General features: G+C 53.7%; 17 protein-coding genes. 7 read left to right on the plus strand and 10 right to left on the minus strand.

Going from position 1 to position 20,097, the window contains the following annotated elements; translation table 11 throughout:
- Positions 1 to 49: 49 nt before the first annotated feature.
- Positions 50 to 982 (plus strand): hypothetical protein, encoded by a 933-nt coding sequence (locus BT142_RS02355; protein WP_072416597.1) that lies wholly within the window; start codon positions 50 to 52, stop codon positions 980 to 982.
- 202 nt (positions 983 to 1,184) lie between these two features.
- On the opposite strand, the gene rplL is transcribed toward BT142_RS02355, so the two are convergent.
- The 3 genes from rplL to BT142_RS19975 all read right to left on the minus strand — a co-directional run bounded on the left by rplL (position 1,185) and on the right by BT142_RS19975 (position 2,704).
- Positions 1,185 to 1,556 (minus strand): 50S ribosomal protein L7/L12, encoded by a 372-nt coding sequence (gene rplL, locus BT142_RS02360; protein ID WP_072416598.1) that lies wholly within the window; start codon positions 1,554 to 1,556, stop codon positions 1,185 to 1,187.
- A gap of 73 nt (positions 1,557 to 1,629) precedes the next feature.
- Entirely contained in the window at positions 1,630 to 2,148 is a 519-nt protein-coding gene (gene rplJ / locus BT142_RS02365; RefSeq protein ID WP_072416599.1) for a 50S ribosomal protein L10, read from the minus strand.
- Between the two features lie 214 nt (positions 2,149 to 2,362).
- Positions 2,363 to 2,704, minus strand: coding sequence for a helix-turn-helix domain-containing protein (locus tag BT142_RS19975; RefSeq protein WP_347497625.1), 342 nt, complete (start codon positions 2,702 to 2,704; stop codon positions 2,363 to 2,365).
- A gap of 112 nt (positions 2,705 to 2,816) precedes the next feature.
- On the opposite strand from BT142_RS19975, the gene BT142_RS02375 reads away from it, so the two are divergent.
- On the plus strand, positions 2,817 to 3,746 hold the full coding sequence (locus BT142_RS02375; protein WP_072416601.1) for a hypothetical protein: 930 nt from the start codon (positions 2,817 to 2,819) through the stop codon (positions 3,744 to 3,746).
- A gap of 42 nt (positions 3,747 to 3,788) precedes the next feature.
- Here BT142_RS02375 and BT142_RS02380 read toward each other — a convergent pair whose 3' ends face one another.
- A complete protein-coding gene (locus BT142_RS02380; RefSeq protein ID WP_072416602.1) occupies positions 3,789 to 5,195 on the minus strand; it encodes an alanine/glycine:cation symporter family protein in 1,407 nt (468 codons plus the stop codon).
- A 377-nt stretch (positions 5,196 to 5,572) separates the two neighbouring features.
- On the opposite strand from BT142_RS02380, the gene BT142_RS02385 reads away from it, so the two are divergent.
- From BT142_RS02385 to BT142_RS02395, 3 genes are all read left to right on the plus strand, one after another.
- A complete protein-coding gene (locus tag BT142_RS02385) occupies positions 5,573 to 6,898 on the plus strand; it encodes an alpha-amylase family glycosyl hydrolase (RefSeq protein ID WP_072416603.1) in 1,326 nt (441 codons plus the stop codon).
- Positions 6,899 to 6,909: 11 nt separating this feature from the next.
- Positions 6,910 to 7,323, plus strand: a complete 414-nt coding sequence (locus tag BT142_RS02390) for a hypothetical protein (RefSeq protein WP_072416604.1) — start codon at positions 6,910 to 6,912, stop codon at positions 7,321 to 7,323.
- A 428-nt stretch (positions 7,324 to 7,751) separates the two neighbouring features.
- Positions 7,752 to 11,525: a UvrD-helicase domain-containing protein gene (locus BT142_RS02395; RefSeq protein ID WP_072416605.1), complete on the plus strand. Its 3,774-nt coding sequence runs from the start codon at positions 7,752 to 7,754 to the stop codon at positions 11,523 to 11,525.
- 244 nt (positions 11,526 to 11,769) lie between these two features.
- Here BT142_RS02395 and BT142_RS02400 read toward each other — a convergent pair whose 3' ends face one another.
- Positions 11,770 to 12,579 carry a metallophosphoesterase family protein gene (locus BT142_RS02400; RefSeq protein ID WP_072416606.1) on the minus strand — a complete coding sequence of 270 codons (810 nt, stop codon included), beginning with the start codon at positions 12,577 to 12,579 and terminating at the stop codon, positions 11,770 to 11,772.
- Positions 12,580 to 12,975: 396 nt separating this feature from the next.
- Here BT142_RS02400 and BT142_RS02405 point away from each other — a divergent pair, with 396 nt between their 5' ends.
- Positions 12,976 to 14,724 (plus strand): sensor domain-containing diguanylate cyclase, encoded by a 1,749-nt coding sequence (locus tag BT142_RS02405; RefSeq protein WP_072416607.1) that lies wholly within the window; start codon positions 12,976 to 12,978, stop codon positions 14,722 to 14,724.
- Positions 14,725 to 15,054: 330 nt separating this feature from the next.
- Here the strand turns inward: BT142_RS02405 and BT142_RS02410 are convergent, their stop codons facing one another.
- Both BT142_RS02410 and BT142_RS02415 read right to left on the minus strand, forming a co-directional pair.
- Complete coding sequence (locus tag BT142_RS02410; RefSeq protein ID WP_072416608.1) at positions 15,055 to 15,813, minus strand: hypothetical protein; 759 nt, start codon at positions 15,811 to 15,813, stop codon at positions 15,055 to 15,057.
- Entirely contained in the window at positions 15,806 to 16,075 is a 270-nt protein-coding gene (locus tag BT142_RS02415) for a hypothetical protein (protein WP_072416609.1), read from the minus strand. Before BT142_RS02415 ends, BT142_RS02410 begins: the two co-directional genes overlap by 8 nt.
- Positions 16,076 to 16,381: 306 nt before the next feature.
- Between BT142_RS02415 and BT142_RS02420 the strand changes: the two genes are divergently transcribed.
- Positions 16,382 to 17,077, plus strand: a complete 696-nt coding sequence (locus BT142_RS02420) for a TVP38/TMEM64 family protein (protein ID WP_072416610.1) — start codon at positions 16,382 to 16,384, stop codon at positions 17,075 to 17,077.
- A gap of 407 nt (positions 17,078 to 17,484) precedes the next feature.
- Here the strand turns inward: BT142_RS02420 and BT142_RS02425 are convergent, their stop codons facing one another.
- Genes BT142_RS02425 through BT142_RS02435 form a run of 3 tightly spaced genes read right to left on the minus strand, consistent with a single transcriptional unit; the run spans position 17,485 to position 19,727 of the window.
- Positions 17,485 to 18,420: a diacylglycerol kinase catalytic domain-containing protein gene (locus BT142_RS02425; protein ID WP_072416611.1), complete on the minus strand. Its 936-nt coding sequence runs from the start codon at positions 18,418 to 18,420 to the stop codon at positions 17,485 to 17,487.
- 5 nt (positions 18,421 to 18,425) lie between these two features.
- Positions 18,426 to 18,683 carry a hypothetical protein gene (locus tag BT142_RS02430; protein WP_072416612.1) on the minus strand — a complete coding sequence of 86 codons (258 nt, stop codon included), beginning with the start codon at positions 18,681 to 18,683 and terminating at the stop codon, positions 18,426 to 18,428.
- A 3-nt stretch (positions 18,684 to 18,686) separates the two neighbouring features.
- Positions 18,687 to 19,727: an SPFH domain-containing protein gene (locus tag BT142_RS02435; protein ID WP_072416613.1), complete on the minus strand. Its 1,041-nt coding sequence runs from the start codon at positions 19,725 to 19,727 to the stop codon at positions 18,687 to 18,689.
- Positions 19,728 to 20,097: the final 370 nt, after the last annotated feature.

The following is a 20,097-nucleotide window of genomic DNA, read 5'->3' on the forward strand; positions in this document are numbered from 1 at the left end:
GTTTTCGGGGGTCGGGGGACGGGAACAAGAGAAAATGGAGGTAACAATTATGGCAAATGAACCTATGGTCGAACTGACCTATCTGAACGGTGACACTGAGGAATTCAGGAATTTCGTGAGCTTTCGGTATGAGAAGGAAAGGTACACGCCTTACACGCTGTTTCAGGCGGAACTCATCGGGGAGACAAGACCACAGTCGGTGGCGGAAGTGAGATTCTACATCGGCACGAAGTATCTGCATTGGGGTACGGCGGACATCTTTGAATGTCTGAACGAGCGCGGAAAGAGCGTGATAAAGCTGACTTCCTACGGTATGTCGAAGCAGCTGGGGCAGAATTATTCGGAGCCCGGAATGATAACGCAGCCCGACCTCGGGGCGGTAATGGCGCGGTGCGGAGTGCCGGGAGTATCGTATCAGTCGGGGACGCAGACGGTCAACTACATCTACATCAACGACCGCACCACCGCGTGGGAAGCGCTGCACGTCTACACGGAGAAGGCTTACAACACAGTGCCTTACATCTATCTGAACAACACTGTACGCTGCACGCCGCCGAGCAACCGCGGTGACAGGACGTACAGTTCGGACAGGATAGTTGCGGCGGGCAGCGGAGTAAGGCTGGGGAACATTCTTTCGGACGTTTATTCGGCGGGCACGAGCGGCAACTATGACTATCATGCGTCGAGCAGTTATGCGTCGGACAGGCATATAAAGCGCAGGAAGTATTATGCGATGGACAGTGAGTGGCTGTATGATCTGAGCCGTCAGCCTGCGTATTATCTGGATTACAGTCAGAGAGGCAGGCAGTATATCGGTTTCAAGTATGAGGGGTATAAGGGCGAAGAGCTGTGTGATTTGGTAAGGATAAGCAAGAGCGGATTTGTGATAAACGGCAAGGAATGCAGTAAAATAGTGATAAGCGGCTCAGACAAGGGTCTGTTCACGGAAATAAGATGCTACACCGACGCATTCTGTAATTAAAGCACCAACGCAGGCATCTCAAAAGTCTTAGGAAGGGTCAAGGGAGAACCCTTCTTCAGAAGGGTGTCCCTTGCGAGGTTTGGAGCAGAGCTCCAATTTTCGCCGCAGGCGAAACAACCCACAAATAAGCAAAAAAACACCGTTCTGTCCGAAAACAGAACGGTGTTCGTTATTAAGCTTATGCTAAAAACAGAGAGGTGAATTACTTCAGCTCAACGGTAGCACCAGCAGCCTCGAGCTGGCTCTTGAGATCCTCAGCCTCAGCCTTGGAAACGCCTTCCTTGATAGCCTTAGGAGCTTCCTCAACGAGAGCCTTAGCCTCCTTGAGTCCGAGACCTGTAACGGTCTTAACTACCTTGATAACGTTCATCTTGCTGTCGCCGAAGGAAGCGAGTACAACGTCGAACTCAGTCTTCTCAGCCTCAGCAGCAGCAGCACCGCCGGCAGCAGGACCAGCAGCGATAGCAGCGGTAACGCCGAACTCCTCCTGGATAGCGTCAACGAGCTCGGAAAGCTCGAGAACGCTCATGTTCTTAACTTCTTCAATGATATTGGTGATCTTTTCGGATGCCATGATGAATTACTCCTTTTCAAATTATTTGTCCGTCAGGCGGACTGTTCAAAATGTGCAGATGAGTCAAGCAGCCTTATGCAGCGCCTTCTTCTGCCTTCTTGTCTGCAACTGCCTTGATGGTAGCTGCGAGCTTGGTGAGGGGTCCCTGGAGAGAGCCGACCAGCTGTGCGAGCAGGGTCTCCTTGCCGGGGATCTTGGACAGAGCAACAACGCCTGCCTGATCGTAAACGGTAGTACCGATGAAGCCAGCCTTGAGAGCGAACTTGCTGTCATCGCCCATGTCCTCGCTGAACTTGCCGAGGATACGTGCGGGAGCGGTCTCGTCATCGTTGCTGATAGCGATAGCGGTAGTGCCGTTGAGGACTTCGTCAAGACCTTCGATGCCTGCCTCCTTGAATGCAAGGCGGAGCATGGTGTTCTTCTCTACGAAGTAGTTGATGTTGTTCTCACGCATTTCCTTACGGAGCTTGGTGTCCTGCTCAACGGTGATACCCTCGTAATTTACGAGCGCACCGGACTTTGCAGCCTTGATGATCTCGGTGAGCTTTGCGACCTTCTCCTTTTTGGTTGCCAGTACCTTTTCACTTGCCAATGTGTTTCACCTCTGTTTTACATATTAGCAAACGCAATTAAAAACTCCCCATGTATCAAAGACGCACGGGGACACTGTAAGCATTATATCTGCTTTCAATCCTCGGCGCGGCTTACCTTTGTGCGCGCTGTCTTTAGATCACGAATGCTTGTTTATTATACTATATTTTTCGGAGATTGTCAAGAGTTATCGAGGAAGAAATGGTGTAAAGTTTTTATGAACGAAGCATATATATCCGTTCGAGGATGCGACCCTTATCAAGAGTATCAAGTCTGCGGAAATTTTCGATAAGCGCGGTCTCGTCCTTTGAAAGCGCGGAGACAGTCAGTCCAAGCTTTGTGTTGGTAAGTCCTGCAATATAATCTATTGAAACGTTATAATATTTTGACAGTTCTATAACCATATGGAAAGGAATCTCCCGCTTCCCGCTTTCGTAGCGTTGGTATTGCACCTGATGGATGCCGAGGACGTCTGCTATGTCCTTTTGGGTTTTATCACAATCTTCGCGTAAGTCTCTGATTCTCTGATAAATTTGCATAAAGAATCCTCCAACCATTTGTTATATGTTACAATTATACAATATAACCGTTTGGATATGTTGACTTTTTAATCAAATTGTTATATAATTATTAAAATATAAATCATATAGTTATATAGGAGGACGTTTTATGGACAAATACAGACTTATTGAATATCTTCAAGATATTTTATATCTTGAACGAACCTGTTATGAGGAAGAACGAATTTTGGATAATTTAAAACAACAAAGATATGCTTATTTTAATCCAGAATTAAAAGCAAAAGAAAAATACAATTATAGTTATTCTGATAACCAAGGATTTTGGATAGGAGAATATCTAATGTGGGCTTTTGGAATTTCTGGTCTTCCAATTATCATTTTATTGTGTATTTATTTTGTTAAATCAAATAGCCCCTCAGGAGTAGCAAAAGATAGATTTGGTTATTTAATAGCTGCAATTTGCATCGCAGTTTTAGCTATTGTAATTGTAATTGCAAAAACAAGGGATGAATTAAAAAAAGAACAAGCCAATAATGAAAGAATAAAAAAGAATAATCAGAAAATACAAGAATCAAACAATTCTTTTAAAGAACAATGTTTTACTATCGGAAACAGAATATCACAAGAACATGACAGTATAGAGAGACAATATAAAAAGACTTGTGACTTGCTTTCTGATTACTATTCAACTGGTATAATATATTATAAATATCGTGACTTTGCTTGTATTGCGTCAATACTGGAATATATTGAATCTGGTAGAGCCAAGGATTTATCGGATGCGTACAATTTGCTTGAAGAAGAAATGAGATACAATAATATTATCACCAAACTTGATACCATAATAGCACACCTTAATCAGATAAGCATGAATCAGTTATACTTATATAATGCAATATCTCAAGCAAACAGAAACATTAATAATATGAATAATACTATTTTGAACAGTGCCAAAAGAATAAATGCACAGTTAGAAAGACAAAATGATAATTTAGAATCAATACGATATGTTCAAGAAAAAGACAGTAGAAACCTACAATTAATTCGGAACTTAACATTCTATAACACATTCTACTAAATAAAAGCAAACGGCTGCCCGAAAACTCGGACAGCCGTTTTTTTATTCCGCTATTATCGGCTTCTTTGTGAAGTAGCGCTTTGTTTCGGCGGCGGTCACGGGGGTCAGGGCTATCAGCGCGATGACGTTCGGGATCGCCATAAGCCCGTTGAAAATATCCGCCAGGCTCCACACCGCTTCGACCGTCAGGTAGGGTCCTGCGAACACCGCCGCTATGTATATCCATCTGTAGACTTTCGTGACGCCCTGTCTGCCGCCGAACAGGTAGCTCAGACATCTCTCGGAATAATAACTCCAGCCAAGTATCGTCGTGAAGGCGAAGAATATCAGGCATACCATCAGTATCAGCGCCGAAATGCGCTCGGGGAGCGGCAGTCCGTAGCCGAATGCCGCTGTCGTTATCGCTACGCCTTGCAGGTCGGGGTCGCGCCACGCTCCGCTTATAACTATCGAAAGTCCCGTCATCGTGCAGATGCATATGGTGTCGATGAACGTTCCCGTCATGGTCACAAGACCCTGTCTGACGGGCTCTTTCGTCTGAGCCGCCGCCGCCGCTATCGGGGCTGAACCCAGTCCTGCCTCGTTCGAGAAGATGCCGCGTGCAACACCTTTCTGCATCGCTATGATGATCGTGCCGCCCGCGCCTGCGCCCGCAAGCGGACGAACGCCGAACGCTCCGCCAACTATCTCGGCAACGGCGGCAGGTATCTCGGTGACGTGAGTTACCATTATCACAACTGCGCAGAGGACGTAGGCTATCGCCATGAACGGCACGACTATCTGCGAGACCTTCGATATGCTTTCGATGCCGCCGATGATGACGAACGCGGCGCATATCGTCACTATCAGACCTGTGATGACCGTTGTGACGGTGACGCTCATGCCGAGGATGTTCACGGTGGGGCTGTCGGTGAAAAAGCCGTTGGCGGCTGAGGTGATGCCGTTTATCTGGGTTATCGTGCCGATGCCGAGGAGTCCTGCCAGCACCCCGAAGAGGGCGAAGGCTTTCGCGAGGGGGCGCCAGCGTCTGCCCATGCCGTTTTCGATGTAGTAGAAGGGGCCGCCTAAGATGTGGCCTTCGCTGTCGGTGGTGCGGAATTTTATCGCCAGCAGTCCCTCGGCGTACTTCGTCGCCATGCCGAGCATGGCGGCTATCTCCATCCAGAAGAGCGCACCGGGGCCGCCTACCGAAACGGCGGTCGCTACGCCTACGATGTTGCCCGTGCCGATGGTCGCGGACAGGGCGGTGCAGAGCGCTCCGAAACTCGTGACTTCGCCGTCGCCGCCTTCCTCGTTCCTGACCATGAATCGCAGCGCCAACCCGAGCCGACGTATCTGCAATCCGCCCAGCCGCAGCGTCAGCAGCCCTCCGCATACCATGATGAGTATGATGAGCGGTATGCCCCACACGGCATCGTCAACGGCCTTGATTATACTTGTAATGTCCATATCTTACTCCTGAATCGTGGTTTGCCGCTTAGAGTGCGGGTCTTGTCTTGGGGGAAGACCCTCCGACGGTAAAAATCCCGCACTCTAAGTCGAAATACCACATTATTTTAGCATATATTGGAAGGGGAATCAATAAAAATACCGTGAACCTCCGATAAATATTGTTTATACGGGGAAAATGATTGGGCTAAATCTTTTTAAAAAACGACGATATTTTGCAATTATCCATATATCATGACATATTTGCGTGGTTGGTTTTGTGCGGGATGCACAATAAGTTTGAAAAAAATAGGTGCAGAATTATTCTTGTTATTGTGAACCGTTTATGATATAATAATAATGCACTAATTAAATCCAAAACGAAAGGAAAGATAAAAATGGGAAACAATACTACTAACTGGGGTTACGAAGCGGTATTCTATCAGATATATCCTATCGGGTTCTGCGGTGCGCCTTACGAGAACGACGGCGTGCCCGAGCACCGTATCCTCAAGGTCATCGACTGGGTGGATCACATCGCGGAGCTGGGATGCAACGCGGTCTATTTCTCGCCCGTGTTCGAGAGCGACACGCACGGCTACAACACACGCGATTTCTGCAAGATAGACACCCGTCTCGGCACGAACGAGGACTTCAAGGAGGTCTGCGACGCGCTTCACGCTAAGGGCATCAAGGTGGTGCTGGACGGCGTGTTCAACCATGTGGGACGCGGTTTTCCGCAGTTCAGGGACGTCTGTGAGAAGAAGTGGGATTCGCCTTACAAGGACTGGTTCTACATCAACTTCGACGGGAACAGCAACTACAACGACGGGCTCTGGTACGAGGGCTGGGAGGGTCACTTCGACCTCGTGAAGCTCAATCTGCGCAATCCTGCGGTGGTTGACCACATACTGAACGCTGTCAAGTACTGGATCGAGTACTGGGGCATCGACGGTATCAGACTGGACGTTGCGTACTCGCTGGACTTCGATTTCCTCAAGAGACTGAGGAGCTTCACCGACGGGATGAAGGATGACTTCTTCCTTATCGGCGAGCTGCTCCACGGCGACTACAGCAGATGGGTCAACCCCGATATGCTCCATTCGGCGACCAACTACGAGTGCTACAAGGGACTGTATTCCAGCTTCAACAGCATGAATATGTTCGAGATCTGCCACTCGCTGAAAAACAGGTTCGGCCCCGAGCAGTGGTGTCAGTACCGCGGTCTGCACCTCATGTGCTTCGCGGACAACCACGACGTGAGCCGCATACAGACGATACTGGCCAACAAGGCGCATCTGCCGCTGGTATATACTATGCTGTTCGGTATGCCGGGTATTCCCTGCGTTTACTACGGAAGTGAGTGGGGCGCGGAGGGCGACAAGAAGAACGGCGACCCCTCGCTGAGACCCTGCTTCGAGAAGCCCGAGAGCAACGAGCTGACCGAGCTCATCGCGAAGCTGGCGAAGGCGCACAGGGAGTGCAAGGCGCTGTGCTACGGCGACATCAAGATACCTGTGCTGACCAACAAGCAGTGCATACTCCAGAGAGATTTCGAGGGCGAGAGGGTGTTCGTTGCGATAAACGCGGACGACCAGCCGTATGTGGCGCATTTTGACGCGGGGTACGGTCTTGCGGACGATTTCGTGACGGGCGAGGATCATGATTTCGGCGGCGGCAGCGAGCTTGCGCCGATGAGCTATCACATCTGGAGATGCAAATAACGGAGGAACTAATGGACATAATCGGAACATGGAAAGTCGGGGAGTTCACCGACCCTGACGGCAAGCGGACAGACCCCAAGGACGGCGAGGATGTAATGATGCTGTTTTCGCGGATATATTTCGGCGAGGGCGGTGAAGTACTGCTGATGATGCCGCTGGACAGGGAATTTTCGGGGGAAGAGTTAGAGCTTTTCGACGAGGAGACCTATGAGGGGCTTGAAGAGCAGGGGCTGTATGACAAGCGTTTTGCGGACAAGCTCATCATCGAGCGTGGTGAGTGGTTCGAGCAGGGCGGTAAATTTTCGGTGAGAGCCGAGGATGATGAGAGCATACTGGCTACGCCCGATGCGGAAAGTACGGTACTGCGGTTTGACGGCGAGAGTATTCTGCTGTATAACGATGTGAAGCTGGTAAAAGCAGAATAACGCACAACGAAGCGGATTCGCCGTGCAGGGGCAGTGACCCCTGCACCAGATTCGCGGCATTTCGGCTACGCCGAAATTTGTTTGAGATGTCCGAAAGATAGACACCGCGTCTTTTCAGCAGGCATGAAGTGTAAACGCCGGAGATCAGGCGGATCAGGCGCCGCCATCGCGCCCGGCAGGGTATGGGGCGGCAGCCCCATTCAAATAAATGCCTGCGGCAACCAAAAACAAAAGGAGTTGGTCTATCGAAATGAGAGACCAACTCCTTTTCATTGAGAGCACCAAAAGCCGCAGAACAGCAGATTGCACAATCATCCCCGACAAGAGATGTGCAAACCGACAAAATTCGGGCGGACGCAATACACTCGGCGAGGAATCATGTTATAATAGAGATACCCAAAAAATCAGTGATGAAAGGAACGGCGTATATGGCAGTCAAGTGGACAGATGAACAGAGTGAGGCTATAGAAAAACGCGGAAAAGGCATCATCGTGCCTGCGGCGGCAGGAAGCGGTAAGACCGCCGTGCTCGTGGAGAGGACGGTAAGGCTGCTGGAGGAAAAGGACGTGCTGCCTGCGGAAAAGCTGCTGGCTGTTACTTTCATGAAGGATGCGGCAGCTCAGATGAAGACAAAACTCAGGGCGGCTCTCGCAAAAAGGCTCGTGGGGGAGACCGACCCCGATAAACGCGAATGGCTCGCAAGACAGCAGGATATGCTGGCGCTTGCGAAGATATGCACTATCTCGTCCTTCTGCTACGATATGGTGAAGGAGAACCTGGACAGGTTCGAGTACAGGAACGGCATCACCATCGCGGATGACGCGCAGATGACGGTGCTCATCGACGAGTGCCTCAGAGAGGTCATCGAGGAGATGAGCGCGGAATGCCCGGAAAGGGTCGAGCTGATGACCGACGCGCTGCTGAAAAATCCCGACGGGGATATCGGCGGCGTCATTTTGCAGCTGTATGAGTTCAAGAGGTCGCTGCCGTTCCCGAAAAAATGGGCGGAGACCGCGAAGAGACTCTTCGCGGACGAGGAGGCGCTGAAGACTGAACTTCAAGGGCTGTTCGGCTCCGTGAAGGAGATGGCGGAGAACGCCGTCGGGATGCTGGACGAGGCGCGGGGGACTGCGGCTTGCCTGCCATATCCCGACGACATCATGGAAAAGCTGCTGGAACAGCACGACGCTTTCGGGGAGATACGGGCGGCGCTGACTTCGGATGACTACAGGCGGCTGTTCCTCGCGGTGACTTCGGGGGGATTCCCGAAGATAACGGGGGCAGGGCTCTCGAAGCTCAAAAACGAGGACAAGGCAGAACAGAAACGGCTGTTCGGGGAGATAAAACCCCTCAGCGACGGGGCGGCTGAGCTGTTCGCGGAAATAAAGGCAGCTGTCTCGCCGCTGGGCGATGACTACATCGGGAACAGCAGGATAGCGGGCATGGCGTTCGCGGCGCTCGACGAGGCGGCGGACAGGCTCGACAGGCGGCTCATGGAGCGCAAGCAGGAGCTGGGAGCCGCGGAATTCGGGGACATCGAACGCATGGCGATGACCCTTCTCGTGACGGACGAGGGCGGTGAGCCGAAGCGCACCGAGCTGGCGGAGAGGATACGCGGAGAGGGCAGGTACAGGATGCTGCTCATCGACGAGTTCCAGGACGTGAACAACTTGCAGGAGATGATATTCAGGGCGCTGTCGGACACGGACGACCTTTCGATGCTCGGAAAGAACGTGTTCGTGGTGGGCGACATAAAGCAGTCGATATACCGTTTCAGGCAGTCGAATCCCGAGCTGTTCAAGCGCGCCGCCGAGCTTGCGGCAAGCGGCAGGACGGAGCAGCTTACCGAGATAAGGCTCAGGATGAATTTCAGGAGCAGGCAGAGTGTGCTTGCTTTCGTGAACATGGTGTTCAGGCGGATAATGAGTCAGGAGATCGGCGAGGTCGAGTACAACGAGGACGAGCAGCTCTACTGCGGGGCGAAGTACGTGGGCGAGGACACGCCTACGGAAGTCCTGCTGGTTAGGGATGACGGCAGTTACACCGACGAGCTGAAATACACGGTGTTCGGGGTGGAGGAGCTTTGCGCGGCACAGCGGATAAAGCAGATGCTCGACGAGGGCACGCCCGTCAACGAGACGGTGAAGGTCAACGGGGCTGAGGTCACAAGGCAGAGACCTTGCAGGCAGTCGGATTTCTGCATACTTTCGAGAAAGACCGAGACGCTGAGGTCGGCGGCGGCGGCGCTCACCTACGTGGGGCTGACGGCTCACACCGAGACGGAAAAGGGCTACATGAAGTCGCAGGAGATAATGGCGATGGTGAGCCTTCTGAAGGTCATCGACAATCCGAACAGGAACATACCGCTGGCGGCGGTGATGCTGTCGCCGATAATGGGGTTCACGGCGGACGGGCTGGCGAAGCTGAGGATGCACTGTTTCAAGGTGTCGGAGGACGGTCACAGGAACGAGGTGCGCAGGCTGTATCAGGTGCTGACGGCGGTCTCGAAGTCGGCTGACGCGGATGCGAAGGAAGCGGAAAAGCTGGACATCAGGGACGAGGAGCTGGAGAGCAGGTGCGTTGATGCGGTGCGGCTGGTGGAGCGGCTCAGGTTCTATTCGGTGAGCATGGGGATAGAGGAGCTTATCACGCGGATATACGATGAGACGGGCTTTTTCGCGGCGGCGAGCGGATTCGAGAATTCCGACCGCAGGCGTGCGAACCTGAGGATGCTGACGCAGAGAGCCGCCGAGTACGAGGCGGGTTCGACGGGGGGCATCGCAGGGTTCCTGAGGTTTCTGGACAGTCTCAGCGAGGCTAAGGGGGACTTCAAGCAGGCGGCGGCGAGGACGACGGGCAGCAACTCGGTGACGCTGAAGACCTTCCACCGCTCGAAGGGACTGGAGTATCCGTTCGTCATCATCGAGGGGCTGGGACGGGAGTTCAATCTCAGGGACGCTTCGAGGAACGTGCTGCTGAGCGAGACGGGCTATGCGGGCATCAGCTTCTATCGGCACGACGAGCTTGTGACCATCGACACGGTGCGGCACATGACGCTGTCGGACAAGGTCAGGAGCGAACAGCTCAGCGAGGAGATGAGACTGCTGTACGTGGCGCTGACGAGGGCGAAGGAGAAGCTCATCATACCGCTGTTCATGAAGCGTCACGCGAAGCCGCAGTTCGATGTGCCGTCGAGGATGAAGGCTGTGGCGGAGTCGGTGGCGCTCATGGGAAAAGTTACGCCTTCGATGCTGGCGGACTACAGCTGCCGCACTCCCGATACGTGGATAGCGGCGGCGCTGATGCTGACCGACGGCTGTGACGCGCTGCTGGACGAGATAGGCGCGGACGACATGACGAGGGATATGCTGCACAGGCTGGTGCCGAAGGACGACGTTCCTGCGGAGATAGTCTACCGCGTGATGCCCGAAGAGGGCGGCGAGGCAGTGAACAAGGCGAAGTTCGCGGCGGAGAAGAGCGACAGCAGGCTTGTTTCCGAGCTGAGCGGTCTGTTCGAGAAGGTGAAGGAGGAGAGCGGCAGGGAGACTGCAAAGCCTGCGGCTTCAAAGAGGACGGTCACGGAGATAGTGTCGGAGATACACATGAAAAATTCCGCGCCCGAGGACATCGAGGGGATGTTCTTTCCGCAGCTGGGGACCCTCGAAAAGGGCGAGGTCGCGAAGCTGTCGGCGTCGCAGAGGGGCACCTGCACGCACCTTTTCATGGAGCTTGCGGACTATGCGAACTGCGAGAAGAGCGTTGAGGACGAGCTTGAACGGCTCGTGCGGCGCGGCAGCATGACCGAGCAGGAGGGCAGCGGAGTCTATATTTCGGCGGTGAAAAAGTTCTTTGCCAGCGAGCTGTACGGGCGCATGAAAGCGTCGGCGGAGATCGAGCCGATAATGCGTGAGCGGAGGTTCACGGTCAGGGCGAAGGACGCGGGGATAGACGGGGAGTTCGCGGAGTACATCGCGCCCGACGGAATGTTGCAGGGTATCTGCGACTGCATCTTCTGCGAGGAGGACGGGTATGTGCTGGTGGACTACAAGACCGACTGGTTCAGGGACGAGTCGGAGCTGGCAAGGTACGACGTTCAGCTGGAGCTGTACAGGAAGGCTCTTGAGCTGATACTCCCGAAGCCCGTGAAGTCCTGCTGTCTGTATTCGTTCGTGCTGGGCAGAGCGGTTGAGAGACTTGCCTGACAGATGAAGAGGTAAGGTACGCATTCGGCGATGGATCTGAAAAAATACCCTTGCGGCTTTTTGAGGCTGCAAGGGTGTTTTTTTATTCGGTTATCAGTTCTCTTACTTCTACGGTCTTTATTTTGGCGGCGGAGATGTATGAGGTGATGAAGAAGCAGAGGCAGACTGCGGCGGTTTTTTCGACTGCGGGGCGCGGGCAAAAAAATACTTCCGACACGGATGTCGGAAGTACAGGGTCGGTGTATTATTCTTCGGGTTCGTCGGGCTGTTCTTCCCACAGCTCGGCTTTTATCTCCATGGGGTCGCCCTCGCATACGGGTGCGGTCTCGGTCTCGATGACCTCTTCCACGCCGTCGCCGCCTATCTGCACGAAGTCGTAGTAGAGCACTTCGAGCTTGGGGTCAACGGTGCTGTTGAAGTCGATGTGGTAATGACCGCAGAACCAGCGTTCGTACTGAGTGCGTATCTTCACGCCCTCAAGGAATTCGGTGAGGACATTGCGGGTGTAGCTGTCGTCGTCGCGAAGGAGTATCAGCTCGCGCTGGACGCTGGTGGGGGCGCAGTGGGTGAGGATGTAATCGACCTTGAAGCCTGCGTTTTCGAGTGCGTGTCTGCCTTCAAGGAGCTCTGCCTTGCTGGGGAGTTCCTGCGGCCACCATGACTCGCCCTCGACGCGGTAGTACTTGTCGTGGCTCTCCGCGCCGCCGAAGGTGAAGAATGTCAGCCCCTCGATCTCGAAAATCTGTCCGCGCATGAGGTGGAATATCTTGTCGGTCACGCGGTGTATCCTGCCGCCGTGCCACTCTTCCTCGGGCAGTTTTTCGAGCATATCGAAATTCTCGTGATTGCCGTCGATGAAGAGGGTCGTCCAGGGCATACTGTCAAGCCAGTCCAGCCAGTACTGTTCCTCCTCGCTTCCGCTCCAGATAAGTCCGAAGTCGCCTGCGATTATCAGGTAGTCGTTCTCGGTAAGTGCTGCCAGACCCGGTGTGTTCTCTATATCGAGCTTAGCTATATCTATTGTACCGTGAATATCTCCTGTGATAACTATCATAAGCTCTCCCCCAGTTACTCCGGGCGCTTTTGCCCCGGTCATTTTCTGATCCCGACTGTCTGCGTTCGGCGGGCGTCGGGTCCACTATCATAATTATATCACATATCTGCAAATTTTTCAAGTCGGGGGGGCTTTTTCGCAAAGGTTTGAGACAGGCGTTTACAAAAAGTTTACAATTTATGGCAGGACGGGGATGCGGTGAGCGTTTTGCACAGTATAAGGCGCGGATCTTTATACAGGATGCACGATAATCTTAAAGGTTTTGGGGGCGGTGCTTGAATTTAGTATCATTATATGTTATAATATACTTTAAGTAACTTGTAATTTATTATGATGATCTGAAGGATCAGGGGTTCCCGAATTGGCAAATTGTAATGAACGGCATGGTGGTAATGGATGAAACAGCATCAGTTGATCTATGACAGTGCGGAACAGTTCGAGCGTGAGCTGACGGCGTTAAGAAATCAATATACGGGCAAAAAAGCGGCGATACAGTTTTTCTATGACCGCGGCAGGAAAGAGGATGTCATCAGTGCGCTCGGGATGATCGAGAGGGTATGGGATGACGCCGAGTGCATCGGCTGTACCGCAAATGCGAGCATTCACAAGGGAAGGCTCCGCGACGGCACGGTGCAGGCTGTTGTCATGGTGTTCGAGTCGCCCGACACGAAGCTCGAAACGATGAGCTTTGTGCTGACCGAGGACACACAGCAGGAGATGTGCGACAGGCTTTTGCAGAGGATAGCAGAGGCAGGCTGGGTGAAGGGCGTTGAGATGCTCGTTACGCTGAGAGACCTTTCCTCGACCTACATCTGCGACAGGCTCTCGAAGCTGCCCGCCGACATCGCGGTGTTCGGCGGTGCGGCTTTCAACAGGGAAGCTGACAGAGGACTCGTTGAGGTCTTTTCGGGGAAGGACGGTTTTCTGGAGGAGGGAGCTGTTTTTCTGCTGATGGGCGGTGACAGCCTTAGCTTCCGCACCACGTTCATTTCGGGCTGGAAACCCCTCGGCGCGAAGATGACGGTATCGCATTCGGACAGGAACAGGCTCTACACCCTCAACGGCGAACCTGCGTTCAACGCCTACAACCGCTACCTGAACATCGACAACGACGAGCATTTCTACCACAACGCGCTGGAGTTCCCCATTTCGTATGAGAGAAACGGCATCAGCATCCTGCGTGTTCCTTCGCAGGCGATGCCCGACGGGTCTATCGTCATGACTGCCGACATCGCGGAGGGTTCGGCGGCGAGGATAACCTACGGCGACCCGCAGACCATACTTTCGAGCATTATCGACAGGGCGCAGATGTTCGCGACCTTCGCGGCGGATGCGATACTTATCTTCAACTGCGCTTCGAGGCGGAGCTTCTGGGGCACGCAGGACATCGACCGCGAGACGCTGCCGTTCAGTCTGCTGGCGGACACGGCGGGATTTTACACGGGCGGCGAGTTCCACCGCATGGACTGGTCGCTGAACCAGCACAACGTGACGCTGGTCATCGCGGCGATACGCGAGGGCGATGCGGATATCCATGCCGCGGCTGAGGCTCACGAGCGGCTGAGGGCTTACTACAGGGATAACCTGGAGTACCACGCGGAGCACGTTTCGATGGTACGCAGGCTGGCGAACTTTATCGACGTGGCGACCGAGGAGCTTGCGGATGCGAACCGCCGACTGACGCGGATGGCTTCGACCGACGAGCTGACGGGGCTCTACAACAGGCGCGAGATAAAGCGCATGATAGAGCGCTCGGAAGAGTATTCGCTCATCATGCTGGATCTGGATAATTTTAAGATGGTCAACGACACCTACGGTCACGACGAGGGCGACACGGTGCTCAGGAGCTTCTCGGAGCTGGTGGGTGAGCTCGTTGACGAGGCAGGCGCTCTGGCAGGCCGCTGGGGCGGCGAGGAGTTCATGGTGCTGGTGCCGACTTCCGACAGCAAGGCGGTGCTCGAACTTGCGGAGAAAATACGCGAGAAATACCACGATATCAGGTTCGAGAGGTCGGGAACTCACACGGTCAGCTGCGGCGTGACTTCCCGTCGCGGCTCCGAAAGCTGCGACAGCGTCTTCACACGCGTGGACGACGCTCTCTACTCGGCAAAACGCCACGGCAGAAACTGCACTTGCGTTAAGTGAGTGGGGCTTTGGGCGGGGAGTTATAACCGGGGGAAACCTTTCTGAAGAAAGGTTCTCCCCCAGACCCCCTTCCAAAGACTTTTAATACTTTTTGGCTTGTGGGTGGTTCTTTCTTAGTTTGTGTTGGTCGGGAGGATTGTGGTTCTTCTGCTACATGGCTTGCTCTTGCCAAAAAGAAGTTCAATGGGGCATAACGCTTCGATTGCGGTATTTTTCAGATGGTCACTCTTGAAGCGGTGATAGTCTGTTTCTTCACCACGATCAAAGGGTCTCCACGTAAAATAACGCCGCTCCCGATGGATCGATTCCATCGGGAGCGTTTTTTTGTCGTCAGTCAGTGAGGAAGTCGTTGCCGGAAGAGGTCATGGCGTTGGTGTAGAAGGCATTGCCGACGGCGTCCCAGAGACCCGGTTTGTTGTCGGCGGCCCGCACGCACGGGATGAAGTGGCGCACGAGTTCGTCATTGACCCAGAACTTCGCCGAGTACAGGCGCATATGCGAGTATGTCATATACGGGATCGCGCATCCTGTGTTGGGAACGCTCTGCTGTGAGCCTGAGTAGTACTCATTCACGAAAACGTTGAAGAGTGCGTAGGGCATAGTGCTGTTGGAATACTGGCTCGGGCTGTTCTCGATATAGCCTGTGCCGCCGCCTTCGTGTTTCTCCCAGGACAGTTTTGTCGGGGTGATGCGGAGGGTGTAGCGTTCTTCGGGCGACAGCACCGTTCCCACCACTGTATTGGAGACTGTACCGCCTGTTTTAAAGCTGACATCCGAAGACGGGTTGTAGCCTATGCGGTAAGCGTTGTAGCTTCTGTACTCCTTGCCGAACAGGAACTGATCTGATCCGCCCGATATGTTCCATAGTATCATATCGAGTTCAACGACCGTCTTTGCATCGGTCACGCCTGTATTTATCACCTGTCCCCAGTTTTTCTGCCTGTTCACATTGCTTTCGATGTAGTTCCTGGCGGTATAGCCTGCGGGAAGAACGGGCTTATCCGACGAGGACGGAGCGAACAGGCGGCAGAAAGGGTCATCGGGCGGGATATTCTTTTTTGCCAGCATTATCCCGAACATATCAGTCATTGTTTTCCGCCTCATTCTCTGACTCGGGTGCTTCAACGGCTGAGCCGTCGCTCTGTTTGTACCATGTGCCTGTGCTGTCGAGCATGAGCACCTCGCCCTCCTGAACGGCAATAGCTATCGAGCCCTGTGCCGCGTTCACGCCGTCCACAGCAGTCACTCCGCCGAGTTCGGCGGAAGTATCGCTGTAGAGTGTAAGGCGTGCAACGGGAGAAGTGCCCGAGTAGCCGATATGCTGTTCGCGTGAAATGTCTCTTGTTATCATATTATCCCCCTTTTGAAAAGTCGGTGTTGTTCGTGCTTCTTCAAGTAATATTATATCCGCTGCGGCGGAGATTTCAATTCGCGTGATGCACGAATTTTTCCGGGGGCGGACGGGGGCTGAAAAGGGGCAGTCGGCGGTCGGGGGCTTATTTTTTTGCGGATCACGGAGAAAAACCGTGAGCGGTGGGGGGATATGCGCAAAAAAACGGCTTCGGACGGGCTTGTGAAAACGACGAAATATTGACATTTCTGCTTGGATCTGGTATAATATTATCAGATATTTTTTGTGCGAACGGAGGCGGAAGTGATGCGCGGCGACAATAAGATCAAATATCTGCCTGCGGTCATCTGCCTTTTCATGGTGCTGATCTGTGTGTTCATACTTCGGACGACGGGGTTTGAGGAGATCATCGAGATGACCGAGGACGAACCTGCGCTGGCGCTGGGACTGCTGTGGTTTTTGTACGCGATAAAGTCGATGTCGGTGATCTTCCCTGCGACGCTGCTGTTTATTGCGGCGGGGAACATTTTCTCATTTCCTGCGGCGGTGGGGGTGAACATCATGGGGCTCATCATCAGCTTCACCCTTCCGTACTACATCGGGAAATTCTCGGGCTCGGACGCGGTGAAGTTCATCACCGACAAGTACCCGAAGGCGCAGCGGCTGGTCAGGCTCGGGCAGAAGAACAATTTCCTGACCGTCTACATCTCCCGTGCGGTGACTGTCGTCCCGAACGATCTGATGAGTATGCTGCACGGTGCGCTCAGGATGCCTTTTGTGACCTTCATTCTCGGGTCGCTGATGGGTGTTCTGCCCGAGATGCTTGTGGAGACCTACATTGGCGGTCAGCTCAGAGACCTCACCTGGAAGTCGGTGCTGGCGATGGTCGGGCTCATTCTGCTGACCTGTGTTTTCAGTCTGCTGCTCAACAAGCGGCTCAGCAGGTTCGGTATCGAGACCGAGTGCGAGTGCGAGGTCGGGGTCGAGCAGGGGGATTTCTGAATTTTGGGTTCGTTTTGGGTTTTTGCCCCCGGGGCTGCGGGTTTGGCGGCTTCGGGGTTTTGATTTTTTTGTGGGGGTGTTTTTTTATTCGGCTGCGCCGAATTTTTGGGGTTGGCTCGAATCGCTGCGCTCTCTCGCCAAAATAAAATCGGCATTTCATGCTTCGGGAGAAGGATTGAGCTTTGTCTTCATTTGGAGTTCTTTTCCTCGTTCTCTTTGGAAATGCCGATTTTATGTTTTGGGGGATGTTGGTGCGCTTACGGAGCTGAACGTAGGTTCGGAGGGCAGGGACTCTGTCCCCGAGCCCCTGCCGGGGGAGCCTTTATAGCCGTGCGTAGCTAAGGCGGGGGTCTCCCCCCCTCCTAAACTTTCTGAGACTCTGGTGTGGACGTGGGGTTTGTGCGTTTTTATACTATCATCATGCCTTTTCTTTTGGCAGGGATTATTGTGGCGGTGGCGCCCGAATTGAACTCCAGACTGTCCGCCTCTATGCCGTCCGAGAATATCACTCCGTTTTCGGGCATCAGCGATGTTACCCTCAGCGGCGTGTCAGCATCGACCTTGCCGAATACAAGGTCTGTTCCCGTCGTTCGGCTCGGGAACGGCTCTCTCACCGAATAGCACAGATATTCACTGCTCCACCCGAAACCCTCGGGCAGCGTCGGCGTGCCTGTCAGTCCGCATACCTTCGCGATGCCTGCCGCTCCTGCTATCACGCTCCTCAGCCAGCCCGTCGAACCCAGACCCGTCGAGACCAGCATACCGCTCGACGACTGCTCCTCCTGTCTGCCGCCTGACGAGATGATGTACCTCGCGGACGCGTGCCCCTTCTGCCCGATGAACAGGTCGTTCACGGCACACAGCGTCTGACCGTCGGACAGCGCCGCTTCGGCAAAGGTCACGCTCTTTACCGTGCGTCTGCCTGCAAAGACCTCGGGCACGACTTTCGGAAGGTCGCCGACGCCGAAGGGGAGCAGCACGCCGTCCCAGCGTTTCGGGTCGGGATTCACGCCTATCATCGGCTGTCCGTTCAGGTACTTCATGGTGTTCGCCACAAGTCCGTCGCGTCCGAGGGCGACTATCGTGTCGGTCTCGCCGAAGATGTAGCCCGTCAGAAAGTCGCGGTCGAGTCGGGTAACCCTGCCGAGGGTGGAAAGGGACTGCTCGGCGGCGGCGAGGGCGGCGGTGTACTGCTCGTGCTCGGCGAGGTAGTCGCCGAAATCGCCGCCGTGATGCTCGATGTAGAACTGCGCCTGTCCTGCGGTGTTGTAGCGGCGGATGAGCATTTCGAGCCGCGTTTTCTGGGTAACGAGGACTATCTTGTTTTCTGTGCGTCTTTCCATGCTTCTCACCTCGCTCCGTCCATGAATGCGCCGTAGGCTGTGTCGTTTATCTGCTGTTTTGTCAGGGTCTTCAGGGCTTTTCGGTCGGCGCAGAGATACCTGTCGTAGTAGGTGCAGCAGGTGAAAGTGCCGCCCTGAAGCCTGAACATCGCGTTGACGTGTATCTCTCCCCTGCCGTTCTCGTAGACGATGTAGTTGTGTTCTCCCTGAGCGCAGCCCTGTCCGATGACTGCGGCTGCCGTTATTTTGAAATATGCGCCCATTGTTTATGCTCCTTTGTTTCCTGTCAGGCTTTCGAGAAGGTCGGGGGTGATGTTCAGCGTGCCGATGTTGCCGCTGTTCGCCGCGAGCTTTTCAAATGCCTGTGCTATCATTTTCTCGGGTTCCATGTTCAGCTGTGCGAGTGCCACGAGGACATCGCTGCCGATGCGTCCGTAGGCTTCCATGACCGCTCCTATGCGGTAGCTTTCGGCGTCGGCTTCCTTCTTCGCGTTTTCGAGACGCAGGTCGGCGAGTTCGCGGCGTTTCTTTTCGAGCTCTATCTCGCTTTCGAGCCTGATGCGTTCGCGGTCGGCTTCGCTCTCGATGCGGATGCGTTCCATCTCGGCTTCGCGTTCGAGCACCATGCGGCGGGTCTGGATCTCGGTCTCCTTTATCTTCTTTTTCTTCTCCTGTACCGAGATCTCGGTGCTGAGCTCGTTCTCCTTGACGCGGCGTTCCTGTTCTATCGAGGCGTTGCGGCGTTCGTAGAGGGCGTCGTCCGACTGCTTGAGTATCTCCTCACGGGTCGCGGCTTCGAGGGCGCGGGCGGTCTCGGGGTTTGCGGCTACCTTCACCACCGAGAAGCCGACTATCTCAGCGCCGAGTCCTGCTATCTCGGCTTCACTGCGGAGCCTTTCGAGCACGCCTGCCGCGAAGTCCTCGCCTGCCGCGAGGGCGTCGGTGAGGGTCATGCCGCCGACCATGCTGCGGACGGCGACCTCCGCGATGTTGATGATGCGCTTCGAGAGCTTTGCGACGGGGTTGCCCTCGAACTGTTTTGTTCTGAGGTTGATGGTGAAATCGACTGCGGATGCGGCTTTTTTGTAGTCGGTCAGGCGGTAGGTCAGCTGACCCTGAACGGTGACCTTCTGGAAGTCGGCGGTGGTCTCCTCAAAGATGAGGTCGGCGTCGATGTTCGATACGGGAACTGCCTGAGCGGATGTCATGCGGTCGAGGTAGAAGAACGAAAGTCCCTTGCCCTCCGCCGTGAGTTTGCCTTTGGTGTATCTGAGAACGTAAAGGTTGGGTGTGAATTTTACATACATGATTATTTCCTCCTGTCGTTTGGTCGGGGGTTAGTATCTATTTGATAATATCATTATAATACTAACTTGCCTGTTTGTCAATAGCATGGGAGAAGTTTCTGCCATATGCACAAAAACTTAGTGTCAAAATTATACTATCTGCACATATCCGCTGCATTTCATGCACACCCGACACGATTTGGACAAAAACCAACAATTGTGATTTGCAAAACGGCAGAATATCTGATATAATACTTTTAGAGTGTCGGCAGCTCCGCCCCCGTCTTTTTGGCAAGGAGCAGACTACCTGAGAGAAGAACTCAAATCTTCACGACCAACACTATCTAAAGAAGAAAATCACCCCTTGCCAAAAAGTATTAAAAGTCTTTGG

This window comes from Ruminococcus sp. YE71 (genome assembly GCF_900119155.1).
Lineage (GTDB): Bacteria > Bacillota > Clostridia > Oscillospirales > Ruminococcaceae > YE71.